Origin of the sequence: Streptomyces sp. NPDC017246 (assembly GCF_044331325.1) — a bacterium.
Classification (GTDB): Bacteria; Actinomycetota; Actinomycetes; order Streptomycetales; family Streptomycetaceae; genus Streptomyces.
This window is the reverse complement of record NZ_JBIRMW010000007.1, coordinates 299,764-315,540: the sequence shown is the minus strand read 5'-3', so window position 1 is coordinate 315,540 and position 15,777 is coordinate 299,764. Positions and strand designations below refer to the sequence as shown.

General features: G+C 72.9%; 16 protein-coding genes and 1 pseudogene. 11 read left to right on the top strand and 6 right to left on the bottom strand.

The window, feature by feature from the left end; all coding sequences use genetic code 11:
- Window positions 1-2 precede the first annotated feature (2 nt).
- On the bottom strand, window positions 3-626 hold the full coding sequence (locus ACH4MY_RS18995; RefSeq protein ID WP_398004407.1) for a ClpP family protease: 624 nt from the start codon (window positions 624-626) through the stop codon (window positions 3-5).
- Between the two features lie 58 nt (window positions 627-684).
- On the opposite strand from ACH4MY_RS18995, the gene ACH4MY_RS18990 reads away from it, so the two are divergent.
- On the top strand, window positions 685-963 hold the full coding sequence (locus ACH4MY_RS18990) for a type II toxin-antitoxin system Phd/YefM family antitoxin (protein WP_398004405.1): 279 nt from the start codon (window positions 685-687) through the stop codon (window positions 961-963).
- A 112-nt stretch (window positions 964-1,075) separates the two neighbouring features.
- On the opposite strand, the gene ACH4MY_RS18985 is transcribed toward ACH4MY_RS18990, so the two are convergent.
- Entirely contained in the window at window positions 1,076-2,080 is a 1,005-nt protein-coding gene (locus tag ACH4MY_RS18985; RefSeq protein WP_398004403.1) for an ABC transporter permease, read from the bottom strand.
- 104 nt (window positions 2,081-2,184) lie between these two features.
- Between ACH4MY_RS18985 and ACH4MY_RS18980 the strand changes: the two genes are divergently transcribed.
- The 8 genes and pseudogenes from ACH4MY_RS18980 to ACH4MY_RS18945 all read left to right on the top strand — a co-directional run bounded on the left by ACH4MY_RS18980 (window position 2,185) and on the right by ACH4MY_RS18945 (window position 9,306).
- The gene (locus tag ACH4MY_RS18980; RefSeq protein WP_398004401.1) at window positions 2,185-2,802 is read left to right on the top strand and encodes a TetR/AcrR family transcriptional regulator; all 618 of its coding nucleotides are present in this window, start codon (window positions 2,185-2,187) and stop codon (window positions 2,800-2,802) included.
- Window positions 2,803-2,987: 185 nt separating this feature from the next.
- The gene (locus ACH4MY_RS18975; RefSeq protein WP_398004399.1) at window positions 2,988-3,290 is read left to right on the top strand and encodes an urease subunit gamma; all 303 of its coding nucleotides are present in this window, start codon (window positions 2,988-2,990) and stop codon (window positions 3,288-3,290) included.
- Window positions 3,291-3,303: 13 nt separating this feature from the next.
- Window positions 3,304-3,609, top strand: a pseudogene (locus ACH4MY_RS18970) (urease subunit beta); the annotation flags it as partial.
- Window positions 3,610-3,721: 112 nt separating this feature from the next.
- Complete coding sequence (locus tag ACH4MY_RS18965; protein WP_398004397.1) at window positions 3,722-5,443, top strand: urease subunit alpha; 1,722 nt, start codon at window positions 3,722-3,724, stop codon at window positions 5,441-5,443.
- Entirely contained in the window at window positions 5,443-6,108 is a 666-nt protein-coding gene (locus tag ACH4MY_RS18960) for an urease accessory protein UreF (RefSeq protein WP_398004395.1), read from the top strand. The genes ACH4MY_RS18965 and ACH4MY_RS18960 overlap by 1 nt, the downstream gene beginning before the upstream one ends.
- A gap of 19 nt (window positions 6,109-6,127) precedes the next feature.
- Window positions 6,128-6,805, top strand: a complete 678-nt coding sequence (gene ureG, locus ACH4MY_RS18955) for an urease accessory protein UreG (RefSeq protein ID WP_398004393.1) — start codon at window positions 6,128-6,130, stop codon at window positions 6,803-6,805.
- Complete coding sequence (locus tag ACH4MY_RS18950) at window positions 6,802-7,545, top strand: urease accessory protein UreD (protein ID WP_398004646.1); 744 nt, start codon at window positions 6,802-6,804, stop codon at window positions 7,543-7,545. Before ureG ends, ACH4MY_RS18950 begins: the two co-directional genes overlap by 4 nt.
- 180 nt (window positions 7,546-7,725) lie before the next feature.
- Window positions 7,726-9,306, top strand: coding sequence for an alpha/beta hydrolase (locus tag ACH4MY_RS18945; protein ID WP_398004391.1), 1,581 nt, complete (start codon window positions 7,726-7,728; stop codon window positions 9,304-9,306).
- Between the two features lie 52 nt (window positions 9,307-9,358).
- Here the strand turns inward: ACH4MY_RS18945 and ACH4MY_RS18940 are convergent, their stop codons facing one another.
- Together ACH4MY_RS18940 and ACH4MY_RS18935 are read right to left on the bottom strand one after the other, a co-directional pair.
- Window positions 9,359-10,396 (bottom strand): NAD-dependent epimerase/dehydratase family protein, encoded by a 1,038-nt coding sequence (locus ACH4MY_RS18940; RefSeq protein WP_398004389.1) that lies wholly within the window; start codon window positions 10,394-10,396, stop codon window positions 9,359-9,361.
- Window positions 10,397-10,460: 64 nt separating this feature from the next.
- Entirely contained in the window at window positions 10,461-11,180 is a 720-nt protein-coding gene (locus ACH4MY_RS18935; RefSeq protein WP_398004644.1) for a lysophospholipid acyltransferase family protein, read from the bottom strand.
- A 79-nt stretch (window positions 11,181-11,259) separates the two neighbouring features.
- On the opposite strand from ACH4MY_RS18935, the gene ACH4MY_RS18930 reads away from it, so the two are divergent.
- Window positions 11,260-12,300, top strand: a complete 1,041-nt coding sequence (locus ACH4MY_RS18930; protein ID WP_398004387.1) for a DUF3048 domain-containing protein — start codon at window positions 11,260-11,262, stop codon at window positions 12,298-12,300.
- A 256-nt stretch (window positions 12,301-12,556) separates the two neighbouring features.
- Window positions 12,557-14,275, top strand: a complete 1,719-nt coding sequence (locus tag ACH4MY_RS18925; RefSeq protein WP_398004385.1) for a SpoIIE family protein phosphatase — start codon at window positions 12,557-12,559, stop codon at window positions 14,273-14,275.
- A 125-nt stretch (window positions 14,276-14,400) separates the two neighbouring features.
- Here the strand turns inward: ACH4MY_RS18925 and ACH4MY_RS18920 are convergent, their stop codons facing one another.
- Entirely contained in the window at window positions 14,401-14,613 is a 213-nt protein-coding gene (locus ACH4MY_RS18920) for a hypothetical protein (RefSeq protein ID WP_398004662.1), read from the bottom strand.
- A gap of 182 nt (window positions 14,614-14,795) precedes the next feature.
- The gene (locus ACH4MY_RS18915; protein WP_398004383.1) at window positions 14,796-15,746 is read right to left on the bottom strand and encodes a cytochrome c oxidase assembly protein; all 951 of its coding nucleotides are present in this window, start codon (window positions 15,744-15,746) and stop codon (window positions 14,796-14,798) included.
- Between the last annotated feature and the right edge of the window lie 31 nt (window positions 15,747-15,777).

Below are 15,777 nucleotides of genomic sequence, written 5' to 3'. Positions count from 1 at the left end.
GCTCACCGCGCCGCGCCGCCGGAGGCCGCGCTCCGGCTCGTGACGACGTGGTCCACCAGGCCGTACGCGACCGCGGCCGGCGCGTCCAGGACCGTGAGGCGGTCGAGGTCGGCGTCGATCCGCTCCGGGGTCTGCCCGGTGGCCTCGGTGAGCATCCCGGCCACCAGGGCGCGGAGTCGGAGCATCTCGCGCGCCTGGAGGTCGAGGTCGCTCGGCTGACCCTGCATCGGCTCCTCCGCGACGGGCTGCTGAAGCGTGATCCGGGCGCCGGGGAGGACCATCCGCTTGCCGGGGGTGCCGGCGGCGAGCAGGACGGCGGCGGTGGACGCGGCCTGGCCCAGGCAGGTGGTCTCCACGTCGCAGTGGAGCGAGCGGATCGTGTCGTAGATCGCGGTCATGGCGGTGACGGAGCCGCCGGGGGAGTTGATGTAGAGCGAGACGTCCTGGTCCGGTGCCGCGTGGTCCAGGTGGAGGAGCTGGGCGACGACGTCGTTGGCGGACGTCTCGTCGATCGGCGTCCCGAGGAAGACGATCCGGGATTCGAGGAGCTTCGAGTAGGGGTCGAGGGTCCGGGTTCCGTAGCTGGTGCGCTCCGTGAACGAGGGCAGGACGTAGCGAGCATCCATGGCAGGTACCTCCGTCTGTAAAAAATGTACAGGACGTACAGCCCGTAAGATGGGGAGCATGACCTACGAGATCCCGGTGACGCAAGCGCGGGCTGAGCTCGCGGACCTCATCAACCGCGTCGTGTACGGCGGTGAGCGTGTCGTCGTCACCCGCCACGGGAAGCCGCTCGTCGCCCTGGTCTCCGCCGCTGACCTGGAAGAACTCGAAGCGGCCGAGAAGCCGGCCGACGAGCGTGTGATCAGCTCGGTCTCCGGTCTCCACGCGCTGGACTCCGCTACCGGCGAACAGCCCCGCTTCGGCCTCGCCGCCCACCACCGCGAGCCCGGCATCTCCTAGGCCGACGGCGCCCCCGCACCCGTCGGCGCACAAGCAAAGAGCCGCGTGCCCCCGTCCGCTACAGCGGGGGCACGCGGCCGTCTTTTTCGCGCCTGGGCTCGGCGGGCCGGGCTCAGCCCGTGTGCGCCGGAACCGGGGCCGGTGCGGTCACCGGTTCCGCGGGCCCCGTGCGCCGTCGCCGGGCCCCCAGCGCGGTCGCCGTGAGGCCGGCCGCCGCCCAGAGGGCGAGAACGAGAAGGGGTCCGCCCACCGCCGCGCCCTCGAAGGAGGAGACGGACCTCAGGGCCGAGCCCGCGGCGCCCGGCGGCAGCCACCGGCCGATGGCGCCCACGGCGCTCGGCAGGAGTTCCGGTGCGCTCGACACCCCGGAGAAGGGGTTGCCGATCAGGATCATCAGCAGTGCTCCGAGTCCGAGGCCCGGCTTTCCGAGGAGCGCCGCGAACCCCGCGAACGTCGAGCCGATCGCGAGGACGGTGAGGCCGAGGACGCCCGCCTCGGCCCACCAGTTGCCGCCGAGTGCGCCGAGCCAGCTGTGGGCGAGGGCCGCCCCGACGGCGCCCGCGAGCGCGGCGGCGCCGGCGAGCGCGGCCACCGCGCGCCCGCCGCGCAGGCCGAGCAGGGTCGTGACGACACCCGAGGCCGCTCCGGCCAGGGCGAGGGGCAGCAGGCTGGAGGCGAGTACGGCCCCGCGCGGGTCGCCCGCCGGGGCGGCGACCACGTCCGTGACCGGGACCGTGGTGCCCTCCGGGGCTTGCGCGGTCACGGCCTCCCGCAGCAGTCCGGCCACCACGGGGCTCGCCGCCGAGGCGGTCAGGAGCTCCGTACCGCCCGGGGTCACGACCACCGCTCCGTATACATCCCGGTCCGCTATCGCGGCGCGGGCCGCGGCCTCGTCCTCGTAGCGGTGGACCTCGAAGGCTCCCTCGTGCCCGTCGAGCTTCTGCTCCAGGGCGGTGACCACCGTGGCGGGGCCCGCGACGCCGATCGGCAGGTCGCGGGGTGCCGTCCGGGCCGCGGGCCATGCGAAGGCCCAGAGGGTCAGGGCGACGACGGCCGGGATCAGGAGCATCACCGCGATGGTCCTGCGCCCCGCGTCGGCGGCGGCGTTGGCGGACATGGTGTCCTCGATTCAAAGAGAAGGATCGTTCGTTTTTATATGGCCTCACTGTCCTGCGGGCTCTGGAAGTTGTCAAGAATGAATATTCGTTTTAGGTTCGGGGCATGGCTCGTGTCTCCCAGGAACACCTCGACGCCCGGCGGCGCCAGATTCTCGACGGAGCGGCGCGCTGCTTCGCCCGCAACGGCTTCCACGCCGCCTCGATGCAGGACGTACTGAGCGAGGTCGGCCTGTCGGCCGGCGCGGTCTACCGGTACTTCCGCGGCAAGGACGAGCTCATCGCGGCCATCGCGTCCGAGGCCTTCGCCGGCATCCGGAGCGCCTTCGAGGAGGCGTCAAGGGCCACGCCGCCCCCCACCCCCGACGTGCTGCTCGGCGCGGTGCTGCGGCTCTTCCTGGAGGAGCGGATCGAGGGTGCGGACCGGCAGGCCTTCGCGCGTCTGATCATCCAGGTGTGGACGGAGACCCTGCGCAACGAGGAGCTGGCGAAGACCCTCGCCGAGGGCTACCACGGGATGCGCGTCGCCTGGACGGACCTGGTCACCGCCTATCGCGCGAGCGGCATCCTGCCCGTCGACGTCCCGGCCGACCATGTGGCCCGCACCCTGATCGCCGTGGCCCAGGGCTTCATCGCCCAGCAGGCCCTCTTCGGCGATGTCTCCGTCGACGTCCTGGAGGACGGGCTCCGCGGGCTGATGTCCATGTCGGTCGACCCGTCCTGACGGTCGGGCGAACCGGTGTGACGATCATGAAAGCGCAAAGCCCGAGTTAACGAGCCGGAAAAACTTCCGCCCTAACGTGCAATGTCTGGCCGCGAGCCGCATCTCCGCAGTTCAACAAGGTGTTGACGGTCGGTAGGGTCCGCAGCTGTCCGGGTGTCCCCGGTCGACGACTGTGAGGTGGAAGAGTGCAACTGAGCCCGCACGAACAGGAACGCCTGCTCATCCATGTGGCGGCGGACGTCGCCGAGAAGCGCCTGGCCCGGGGCCTGCGGCTCAACCACCCCGAGGCCGTCGCCCTTCTCACCTCCCACATCCTGGAAGGCGCCCGGGACGGCCGCACCGTCGCCGAACTCATGGCCTCCGGACGCAAGGTGCTCACCCGCGACCAGGTCATGGACGGCATCCCCGAGATGATCCACGACGTCCAGGTCGAGGCCACCTTCCCGGACGGCACCAAGCTCGTCACCGTCCACGACCCCATCGTCTGAACGGGCCGCGCCGATGATCCCCGGAGAGATCCTGTACGCGGACGGCCCCGTCGCCCTCAACGAGGGGCGCCCCGTCACGCGCCTGACCGTACTCAACGCCGCCGACCGGCCCGTCCAGGTCGGCTCCCACTACCACTTCGCCGAGGTCAATCCCGGCCTCGAGTTCGACCGCGCCACCGCGCACGGCCAACGGCTGCACATCGCCGCCGGCACCGCCGTCCGCTTCGAACCGGGCATCCCCGTCGAGGTCGAACTCGTCCCGCTCACCGGCCGCCGCGTCGTGCCCGGTCTGCGCGGCGAGACGGCCGGCCCGCTGGACGGGCCCCCGACCGCCCCGGATCCGACCGCCTCGGCCCCGACCGCCTCGGCCCCGACCGCCTCGGCCCCGACCGCCTCGGCCCCGACCGCCTCGGTCGCGAACGGAGAGCCCCGTGCCTGAGCTGCACCGCGCCGTCTACGCCGACCTGTTCGGCCCCACCACCGGCGACCGCATCCGCCTCGCCGACACCGACCTCCTCGTCGAGATCGAGGAGGACCGCAGCGGCGGTCCCGGCCGCGCCGGCGACGAGGCCGTCTTCGGCGGCGGCAAGGTCATCCGCGAGTCCATGGGCCAGGCCCGTACGACCCGCGCCGAGGGCGCCCCCGACACCGTGATCACCGGGGCCGTGATCATCGACCACTGGGGCGTCGTCAAGGCCGACATAGGCATCCGCGACGGCCGGATCACCGCCCTCGGCAAGGCCGGCAACCCCGACACCATGGACGGCGTCCACCCCGACCTGGTGATCGGCCCCGAGACCGAGATCATCGTCGGCAACGGCCGGATCGTCACCGCCGGCGCCGTCGACGCCCACGTCCACTTCATCTCGCCCACCGTCGTCGAGCAGGCGCTCGCCACCGGCGTCACCACCCTCGTCGGCGGCGGTACGGGACCGGCCGAGGGCACCAAGGCGACCACGGTCACCCCCGGCCCCTGGCACACGGCCCGGATGTTCGAGGCCCTGGACACCTTCCCCGTCAACATCGGTCTGCTCGGCAAGGGCAACACCATGTCCCGGGAGGCCATGCACTCCCAACTGCGCGGCGGGGCCCTCGGATTCAAGATCCACGAGGACTGGGGGGCCACCCCGGCCGTCATCGACGCCTGTCTGGGCGTGTGCGAGGAGACGGGCGCCCAGCTCGCCATCCACACCGACACCCTGAACGAGGCGGGCTTCGTCGGCGACACCCTCGCCGCCATCGCCGGGCGCACCGTCCACGCGTACCACACCGAGGGAGCCGGCGGCGGGCACGCCCCCGACATCATCACGGTGGTCTCCGAGCCGTACATCCTGCCCAGCTCCACCAACCCGACCCGGCCGCACACCGTCAACACCATCGAGGAACACCTCGACATGCTGATGGTCTGCCACCACCTCAACCCGGCCGTCCCCGAGGACCTCGCCTTCGCGGAGTCCCGGATCCGGCCCTCCACCATCGCCGCCGAGGACGTCCTCCACGACCTGGGCGCCATCTCGATCATCTCCTCCGACTCCCAGGCCATGGGCCGGATCGGTGAGGTGATCATGCGGACCTGGCAGACCGCCCACGTCATGAAGAAGCGGCGCGGCGCCCTGCCCGGGGACGGACGCGCCGACAACCACCGCGCACGCCGGTACGTCGCCAAGTACACGATCAACCCGGCCGTCGCCCAGGGCATGGACCACCTCATCGGCTCCGTCGAACCCGGCAAGCTCGCCGACCTGGTCCTGTGGGAGCCGGCCTTCTTCGGGGTGAAGCCGCTCACCGTCCTCAAGGGCGGCCAGATCGCGTACGCGCAGATGGGCGACGCCAACGCCTCCATCCCCACCCCCCAGCCCGTGCTGCCCCGCCCCATGTTCGGCGCGCTCGGCAAGGCGGCGGCGGCCGGTTCGGTCAACTTCGTGGCCCGGGCGGCGATCGAGGACGACCTGCCGGGGAGGCTCGGTCTGCACAAGGAGTTCGCCGCCATCGGCTCCACCCGGCGGGTCACCAAGGCCGACATGCGCGAGAACGACGCCCTGCCCCGGGTCGAGGTCGACGCGGACACCTTCACGGTGACCATCGACGGCGAGGCGGTCGAACCCGCCCCCGCCGCCGAACTGCCCATGGCCCAGCGCTACTTCCTCTTCTGATGACACAGCGCGCCGCACTCCTCGTGCTCGCCGACGGGCGATTCCCCGCCGGCGGGCACGCCCACTCCGGCGGGGCCGAGGCCGCCGTCAAGGCCGGCCGGATCACCGACGCGGCGAGCCTCGCCGCGTTCTGCCGGGGCCGGCTGCACACCACCGGCCTCACCGCGGCGGCCCTCGCCGCCGCGGCCGCACTCGGCCACGACCCGTACGCGCTCGACGCGGCCGCCGACGCCCGCACCCCCTCACCCGCCCTGCGCGCCGCCGCCCGCAAACTCGGCCGGCAGATGATGCGGGCGGCCCGCGCCACCTGGCCCTGCCCCGAACTCGACGCGCTCGCCGCCGCGTTCCCGCGCGGCGCCCACCAGCCCGTCGTCCTCGGCGTCGCCGCACGCGCCGCCGGGCTCGGCCCGGAGGACGCCGCACACTGTGTCGCGTACGAGACCGTCAGCGGCCCCGCCACCGCCACGGTCCGGCTGCTGAGCCTCGACCCCTTCCAGGCCACCGCCGTCCTCGCCCGCCTCGCCCCCGCCATTGACCGGGTCGCCGAGGAGGCCACCGCCGCCGCCCGGCAGGGCGTCGACGCCCTGCCCGCGGCCTCCGCGCCCCTCCTCGACATCACCGCCGAACAGCACGCGTCCTGGCCCGTCCGCCTCTTCGCATCCTGAGAACCACTGGAGCCGCCCCATGCACCTCGACCACGGCCACGACCACCACGGCGCCGTCTCCGCCGACGCCCACCGCCCCGACGGCACCCGCCGCGCCCTGCGCATCGGGCTCGGCGGACCGGTCGGCTCCGGCAAGACCGCCACCGTCGCCGCCCTCTGCCGCGTCCTGCGGGACACGCTCTCCCTCGCCGTCGTCACCAACGACATCTACACCCGGGAGGACGCCGAGTTCCTGCTCCGCAACGCCGTCCTGCCGCCCGAGCGGATCCAGGCCGTGGAGACCGGCGCCTGCCCGCACACCGCCATCCGCGACGACATCTCCGCCAACCTCGAAGCGGTCGAGGAACTGGAGGACACCGTCGGCCCGCTCGACCTCATCCTCGTCGAGTCCGGCGGCGACAACCTCACCGCCACCTTCTCCAAGGGGCTCGTCGACGCGCAGATCTTCGTGATCGACGTGGCGGGCGGCGACGACATCCCGCGCAAGGGCGGCCCCGGCGTCACCACCGCCGACCTCCTCGTCGTCAACAAGACCGACCTCGCGCCCTATGTGGGCTCGGACCTGGAGCGGATGGCGCGCGATGCCGAGGAGCAGCGCGGCGAGCTGCCCGTCGCCTTCACCTCGCTGCGCGCCGAGAACGGCGTCGCCCCGGTCGTCGACTGGGTCCGGGCCCAGCTCGGGGCATGGACCGCGTGAGCCTGCGCGCCACCGCCCGGATCGTCGCGGACGCCGACGGGAGCCTGCCGCTCCTGGTGAGCGACGGTCCCCTCGCCCTGCGGCGCACCAGGGCCGCCGGGCCGTACACCCGGGTCACCGTCGTCGGGGCGATGAGCGCCCCGCTCGGCGGCGACCGGCTCGCGATCGAGACCGAGGTGCGGGACGGGGCCCGGCTGTCGGTCGACTCGGCCGCCGCCACCCTCGCCCTGCCGGGCCGGAGCGCCGAGCCCGCCGCGTACGACGTCCGGATCTCCGTCGGCGAGGAGGGCGTGCTCCGCTGGCTGCCCGAACAGCTGGTCTCCGTCCACGGCTCGGAACTGCGGATGCGTACGGTCGTCGAACTCGCCGCCACGGCGCGGCTGGTCCTCCGCGAGGAGCAGATCCTGGGCCGGCACGGCGAACCGCCCGGCACCCTGATCACCCGTCTCACCGTCCGCCGCGCCGGGCGTCCGCTCCTCGATCAGGAGCTGGCCTTCGGCCCCGGAGCCCCCGGCGGCTGGGACGGCGGCGCGGTCCTGGCAGGTCACCGGGCCACCGGACAGCTCCTCGTCGTCGACCCGGCGTTCGTGGAGAAGCCCGCGGAGGCCCGCCTGCTCGGAGAGAGCGCCGCCGTCACCCCGCTCGCGGGCCCCGCGGCCCTCGTCACCGCCGTCGCCCCGGACGCCCTCGCGGTACGACGCCTGCTCGATGCCGCTCTGTCCGAACTCGCCCCGCTCTGAGTCGTTCTGGGCATCCGTCGGGACGTCACCGCTCAGCGGTACACCGTTCACCGGTTATTGGTTCGGCAAAGAAACACGTGTTCGCTCTTTCACCAGGAGCCCCCAGGACGAAAGGATCCCTCGGACAGTCAACACACAGCGCCGCCACGGGGGGTGGCGCTCATCTTGGGGGAGTACACGTTGAGACGTACGGCAATGCTCGGCTCGGCCGGCACCCTGATAGCGGGCACGCTCGTCGCGGGCGCGCTCGCGGCCCCGGCGGCGAACGCCGACAGCAACCGTCACCTGCGCGACGCCGAGTCGATCGGCGTCGCCGTCGCCGCGGCGCGGGCCGCCCAGACGGGCATCGACTGGCAGGACTGCCCGGCCGACTGGGGCCTTGAGAAGCCGATCCAGTGCGGCTGGGTCACCGTCCCCGTCGACTACGCGAAGCCCAACGGCAAGAAGATCAAGATCGCGGTCGACCGGATCAACGCCACCGGCACCCCCGCCGAGCGCCAGGGCGCGCTCCTCTACAACCCGGGCGGCCCCGGCGGCTCCGGCCTGCGCTTCCCGCGCCGGGTCACCACCAAGAACGCGATCTGGGCGGGCGCCGCCAAGGCCTACGACTTCGTGGGCTTCGACCCGCGCGGCGTCGGCAAGTCGGCCCCCATCTCCTGCGTCGACCCGGCCGAGTACGTCAAGGGCCCCAAGCCCGACCCGGTCCCCGACAGCGAGGCCGACAAGCGCGCCCAGCGCAAGCTCGCCGCCGAGTACGCCAAGGGCTGCGCCGAGAAGAGCGGCGACATGCTGCCCTTCATGAACACGCCCAACACCGCGCGTGACCTCGACGTCATCCGCGCCGCCCTCGGCGAGAAGAAGCTCAACTTCGTCGGCGTCTCCTACGGCACCTACCTCGGCGCTGTCTACGGCACCCTCTTCCCGACGCACGTCCGCCGCATGGTTCTCGACAGCGTCGTGAACCCGTCGACGCGCAAGGTCTGGTACGAGGTCAACCTCGACCAGGACATCGCCTTCGAGGGCCGGCTCAAGGACTGGATGACCTGGGTCGCCCAGAACGACGCCGCCTACCACCTCGGCGACACCCTCGCGGAGGTCCAGCAGCAGTGGGTGACCCTGCGCGCCGCCGCCAAGAAGGAGCCCCTCGGCGGCAAGGTCGGCCCGGCCGAGCTCATCGGCTTCTTCCAGAACGCCCCGTACTACGACTCCATGTGGGCCCCGGTGGCCGCGGCCTGGAGCGCGTACGCCGCGGGTGACCCGCAGCCGCTCATCGACAACGCGGCCTCGGACCCCACCGACACCGCCGGCAACGCCGCCTCGGAGAACGGCAACGCCGTCTACACCGCGGTCGAGTGCGCCGACGCCCCCTGGCCGACCAGCTGGAAGAAGTGGGACCGGGACAACACCCGGCTCCACCAGCAGTACCCCTTCATGACCTGGGCCAACGCATGGATGAACCTGCCGTGCGCCACCTGGTCCGCGCCGCGCCAGCGTCCGACCGAGGTGAAGACCGGCAAGGGCCTGCCGCCGGTGCTCATCGCCCAGTCCGAGCGCGACGCCGCCACCCCGTACGGCGGCGCCGTCGAACTGCACAAGCGGTTCAAGGGCTCGCGCCTGATCACGGAGAAGGACGCCGGCTCGCACGGCATCACCGGCCTCGTCAACCCTTGCCTCAACCCCAAGGTCGAGGCCTACCTGCTGACCGGCAAGCTGGACGCCACGGACCAGACCTGCGCCCCGCACGCCACCCCGAAGCCGTAACACGCTGAAGGCCCGGTGAGGGGAGGGACAGCCGTCCCTCCCCTCACCCGTGTCACCCCCGCGACACCAGCCAGGCGTCCTCCGCCGCGTAGTCGAAGAAATCCACCCCGTACTTCGCGAGACCGGGGAAGGCATCCCGCCACTCCCGTCCCGCCACCCGCTCGGTCAGCCACGCGACCGTCTCCGGCAGCGACTCGGCGTACGACACCACCGGCCGGTAGCCCAACTCCCGCTCGGCGGCCGTCATCCCGTAGACCACGGACCGCTCGGCCGTCCACGGCGTGAGGCCCACCGTGGCCTCCGGCGGCGCCCCCTCGATCAGCACCGTCTCGCTCTCGACGCCCATCACCGCGTCGATCGCCGCCCCGATCTCGGCCACCGTGGGCGCCTCGGGGTCGGCGCCGTTCAGCACCCGGCTGCCCGGCCGCGCCGCGGCGAGCCGGACGAGCTCCGCGAGGTTGTCCACATGGACGGGGTGGAACCGCGAGGTGCCGCCGTACGCGAGAGGGCGCACCGGCCGCCCGTCGAGCGCCCGCTTCACGAACCACAGCTCGCGCGGACCCGGGGAGTAGGGTCCGTGGACGGCGCCCGCCCGCAGCAGTGTCGTCGGCAGCGCCTCGCCCGCCGCGAGCAACTCCCGCTCGAGGGCCACCTTCCGGGTGCCGTACGTGCCGTCGCCGGGCGCGACCGTCCGCCAGTCCTCCGGGATGGGCTCCGGATAGGAGGGGAAGCCGTCCGGCCGGTCCTGGGTGTCGAAGCTGCGGCCCTGCTCGTCCTCGTAGACCGCGCCGCTCGACACGACCACCGCCGAACCGATCCGGTCGGCGAGCCCGGTCAGCTGCCGGCCGTGCCCGGCGTCGTAGGCCACGATGTCCACGACCACGTCGTAGCCGTCGCCCAGGCCCGCGGCCAGCGCGCCCTCCTCGGTCCGGTCGAGCGCCACCGACCGCACCTCGGCCGGCCACCTCCCGTCCCTGCCGCCGCCCCGCGAGGCGGCCGTCACCTCCCAGCCGTCCTCGGCGAGCGCCCGTACGGCCGCCCGCCCCACCTGTCCCGATCCGCCCAGCACGAACGCGTTTCCCTTGGTCATGGACGAGACGCTACGACCGCCCGGTGCCCGGGCCCAGAGGATTGCGCCGTGCGCGGATCCGCCCTCAGCGTTCCCGGCGGGGGAACTTTCGCGGGGGTTCCCCGCCTTCCGCCTCCGCCGCCTTCACCACCGCCGCGTAGTCGTCCACGTACTCCTGACCGGACAGCCGCAGGATCTCGTACATGATCTCGTCCGTCACCGCCCGGACCACCGCCCGCTCGTCCGCCGACCCCCTGAACCGGGAGAAGTCCAGCGGCGCCCCGAACCGGATCGTGACCCGGCGGATCCTCGGCACGACCTTCCCCGGCGGCTGGATCTCGAAGGTCCCCACCATCGCGCAGGGCACCACCGGCACCCCGGCCGTCAGCGCCATCATCGCCACGCCCACCTTCCCCTTGTAGAGCCGCCCGTCGTGCGAACGCGTCCCCTCCGGATAGATGCCCAGCAGCTCACCCCGGTCGAGCACCCCGAGACCCTCGCGGATCGCCGCCCGGCCGGCCTCCTTGCCCGAGCGGTCGACCGGGATCTGACCGGCCGCCCGGAAGAACGCGGCCGTCAGCCGGCCCTTGATCCCCGGCCCCGTGAAGTACTCCTGCTTCGCGAGGAACGTGATCCGCCGGTCGAGCACGACCGGCATCAGGAAGTGGTCGGAGAAGGAGAGGTGATTGCCCGCGACGATCGCCGCGCCCTCCTCGGGAATGTGCTCCAGACCCTCGATCCTCGGCCGGAACAGCAGCCTCAGAAGCGGTCCGAGCAGTACGTACTTCATCAGGTGGTAGAACACCCGCGACCCCCGTTCGTCGTCCGTCAAGCCCGTTGTATCCGTGCGCGGGCCCGTGGTCCACTGGTGGGGGAGCGTCACCATGACGGACGAGCGCGGGGCCAGGCGCCCCGGCCGTGTCCTCACCGCGCTGCTGTGCGCGCTGACGGCGGCCGGGCTGTACGGCTGCTCCCACTCGGGCCCGCCGGAGCCGGCCCCCACACCGACTCCCGTGCCCGCCACCACGAGCCCCACTCCCACGACGCCCGCCCCCACGACCGCGGTGCCCGGCGGACGCTCGCCCTTCACCGGCCTCCCCGCCCGCCCCGCGCCCGTGCTCGCCGTCAAGATCGACAATGTCGGGCCGGCCCGCCCCCACACCGGCCTCGGCCGGGCCGACCTCGTCTACGTCGAGCAGGTCGAGGGCGGCCAGACCAGGCTCCTCGCGGTCTTCTCCTCCCGGCTCCCGGACAGGACGGGTCCCGTCCGCAGCGCCCGTGAGTCCGACATGGAGCTGCTCGCGCAGTTCGACGACCCGGCACTCGCCTACTCCGGCTCCCAGACCGCCCTCGAACCGCTGCTCAAGGCCGCGCCGCTGCACGCCCTGCCGCAGGAGGACGCCCCGGAAGCCTTCGTCCGCAGCCCGTCCCGTCCCGCGCCCCACAACCTGTACCTGCTCCCCGGACGGGCCCTGGCCGCGGCCCCCGGGACGGGGCTCGCCCAGGACATCGGCTTCCGATTCGGGCCCGCTCCCGACGGCGGCACCCCGGTCCGCGAGCGCACCGTGCGCTATCCCGCGGCCCGGTACGCCTTCACCTGGTCCGCCGCCGAGAAGGCCTGGCGGGTCGCGATGGACGGCGCCCCCGCCCGGACCACCGACGACGGGCCGCTGAAGCCGGCCACGGTCGTGATCCAGTACGTCGACATCCGTCCGTCGCGCTTCCACGACTTCCTCGGCAGCGTCTCCCCGTACACCGAGACCGTCGGGAGCGGCACCGCCGTCGTGCTGCGCGACGGGCGCGCCCACGAGGCCCGCTGGTCCCGGCCCTCGGCGGCGTCCGGCACCGATTTCACCACCCGGGGAGGTGAGCCGATGACCTTCGCCCCGGGCCAGATCTGGGTGGTCCTCGCACCGCGGCCGTAGCCCGACGTCGCGCCGGACGGGCCCCCCGGCCCCGGCCCGCGGACCGGGCCCCGGACGACGAACGGCCGGACGCCGGGCGGCCAAACGAATACCGGCCATTCCGTATGTCTGTGCACAACGGCCCCTTCCGGTGCATGCTGTGCATCACGATGCGTCACGTACCCGTCTGGAGGCCGAGAGAGTGTACGGCGGCAACCGGCGACGGCGCCTGACCAGCAGAGCCACGGCCGGAAACAGCGCGGTGTTGCGCTCGGCCGTGCGTCGCGGGAGGCCCGGCCGGAACGGCGAAGGAGCCGGCTTCGACCCGCTCTCCACACGAGGACGGCTCGCCTGGCTGAATTCGGCCAGCGCCAGCATCGGGACCACTCTCGATCTGGAGCGCACCGCCCAGGAGCTCGCAGAGTTCACCGTCCCCGCCTTCGCCGACGGCGCCGCCGTGGACATCCTGGAGGGCGTCCTGCGGGGCGAGGAGGGCTCCCGGTGGACGGGAACCGGCATCCCCCCGATGCGCGCCACCGCCATCTGCGCCGTCGAGTCGCTGACCTCCCTGGAACCCACGCCCGTGGGCGAGACCTCCGTCCGCGTGGAGCAGCACGAGACGCTGCTCCACCGGTACTGCCTGCGGCAGGGCAAACCGGTCCTCCTGGGCCGCTTGCGGGAGGAGGACTTCATCAAGGTCGCGCCGACCGTGAGCGCCGCGGACAAGATGCGCGCCGCCGGGGTCCACAGCTACCTGGCCGTGCCGCTGATCGCCCGCGGGCTGCTGCTGGGCAGTGCCGACTTCGTGCGCGGTCCGGGCACGCCTCCGTTCTCCTCGACGGACCTGGCGCTCGCGGAGCAGCTCGCCTCACAGGCCGCCGTCTTCATCGACAACGCCCGGCTCTACGGACGCGAGCGCGCACACGTCGTCGCGCTGCAGCGCAGCCTGCTGCCGCGCGCGACGCCGGTCACCCCCGGACTGAGGGTGAACGCCGAGTACGCGCCCTCGGCGGCGCGGCACGGGGTGGGCGGCGACTGGTACGACGTGATGGCCCTGCCCAGCGGCCGTACGGCCCTCATGGTGGGCGACGTCATGGGGCACGGTCTGGCCGCCGCCGCGACGATGGGGCGGCTGCGTGCGGTCGGCCGCACCCTGATCGCCCTGGACATGGCTCCCGAACGCGTCCTGGCCCGGCTCGACCTCGCCACCCGGGACCTGGAGGACGAGCAGGTCGCCACCTGTCTCTGCGCGGTCTACGATCCGGTCGACTCCACGTACACACTGGCCAGCGCGGGTCACCTGCCGCCGCTGCTGCTCGACGGACGGGGCGGCGCCGAGTTCGTGGACGTGCCGGTCGGCGCCCCGCTCGGCGCGGGCGTCATCCCCTACGACCCGGTGCGCCTGACCGTGCCGGAGAGCGGCCATCTGGTCATGTACACGGACGGCCTCGTCAAGTCCCGGCACGCCGACCTGGACCATCAGCTTGACCTCCTGCGCACGGCGGCCCGCGGCCTGGGGCCCGCCGCCCTGGAGAGCGGCGGACTGGTGGAGCGGGCACCGGCCGGTGCCTCGCGCTTCGACGAGGCGGTGCTCCTCGGAGCGACGACGACCGCGGCCGACCCGGCCGACCTCCGCGTCTGGCGGCTGCCCCAGGAGGGACGTGCCGCGTCCGTGGCGCGGGGCCTGGTCACGGACCAGCTCGCCGCGTGGGGCCTCGCGGAGCTGGCCGACGTGTGTGAGCTCGTCGTCTCCGAGCTGGTCGGCAACGCGCTGCGCTACGGCAACGGCCCCGGTGAACTCCGGCTGCTGCGGGGCGACCGGCTCGTCGTGGAGGTCTCGGACACGGGCCCCGACCTGCCGCAGATCCAGCACGCGGACCTCAGCGACGAGGGCGGCCGGGGCCTCCAGCTGATCAACATGCTCTGCCGCCGATGGGGATCCTGCCGCACGGTCTCCGGCAAGGTCGTCTGGGCGGAGCAGAACCTGCCGTCCTGAGGCGGGCCCCGGGGCGACGCGACCTTCGGCGCCGGACGGCCGGACCGGCCGGACCGGACCGGACCGGGTCAGGGCCGGCCTCGCCGGACCGCCCGGGGACACCCTCGCGGGACCGCCCCGGGCCCCTACGGGCGGCCGGCCCCGGGGCCGGCCGGTGGCCGTGGCTGCGGACCGGCGGTGGCCGCGCTGTCCGACGCGGCCATGCCGATCGTCGCGACACCGAGCACCACCCAGCCGAACCAGAGCCAGCCGCTGCTCCCGAGTGCCACCGTGTACGCCGTGGTCAGTACCAGCGCGGCGCAGGTGAGCACCGCCATCATCTTCGTGGGACCGGACATCAGCGCGCCCTCCTCCCGGCCGAGGCCGTGGAAGCTGTTCAGGCCATCGTGACCCCGCGAGAGGGGCGCGCGCTACTCCCCGGACGCTCCGGCGTGCGCCGGAACGGCCGCGGGCCCGGCACCGGACCCCTGACGAGGTCGGCACCGGGCCCGGAACGGGACCGCTCACCGCGCGTGGATCGTCACCGGCTCCGGGTCTGGAGCGAGGCGAGATACGCGTTGTACGCCTCCAGCTCCTTGTCGCCGTTCCGGTCGGCGGCCCGGTCCATGCGGACCGCCTGCCGCTGCTCGGAGTGGTACCACTGGTAGACCAGCGCGATCAGCACGAGCACCGACGGGATCTCGCTGAACGCCCAGGCGATGCCGCCCGCCGCGTTCTGGTCGCCGAGCACGTCGATCCCCAGCGAGGCCGGCGGGTTCGCGTACGCCTTGACCATCGGCTCCGAGGCCATCATCAGCGCGATGCCGAAGAAGGCGTGGAACGGCATGCCGGCGAAGAGCTCCAGCATCCGCATCACATAGCCCGGCCGGTTCGGGCCCGGGTCCACGCCCATGATCGGCCAGAAGAAGACCACACCCACCATGAGGAAGTGGACCATCATCCCGATGTGACCGGGCTTCGAGCCCATCAGGAAGTCGAAGAGCGGCGTGAAGTACAGCGCGTACAGGCTCGCGATGAACATCGGGATGGTGAAGCCGGGGTGCGTGATCACCTTCATGTACCGGCTGTGCAGCAGTTTCAGGAGCAGTTCGCGCGGCCCCGTCGAGCCCCGGCCCGCCACCGGCAGCGCCCGCAGCGCCAGCGTCACGGGCGCGCCGAGCAGCAGCAGGATCGGCGACAGCATGGAGATCACCATGTGCTGCACCATGTGCACGCTGAACATGACCATGCCGTAGTCGTTCAGCTTGGTGCACATGACGAGCGCGACGGTCAGCACGCCGACCGTGAAGAACACCGTCCGGCTCACCGGCCACGCGTCCCCGCGCCGCCGCAGCCGCACCACGCCCCAGCCGTACAGACCGAGCGCCGTGAGGCAGCCGATCAGGAAGAAGAGGTCGGGAGAGAACTCCAGGCCCCGTCCCAGCGTGAACGGCGGCAGATCCGTGGTCATGCCGTGCCCGCTGTGATCCATCGTGTGCACTCCTGGAGCCCGATTCGTGCTT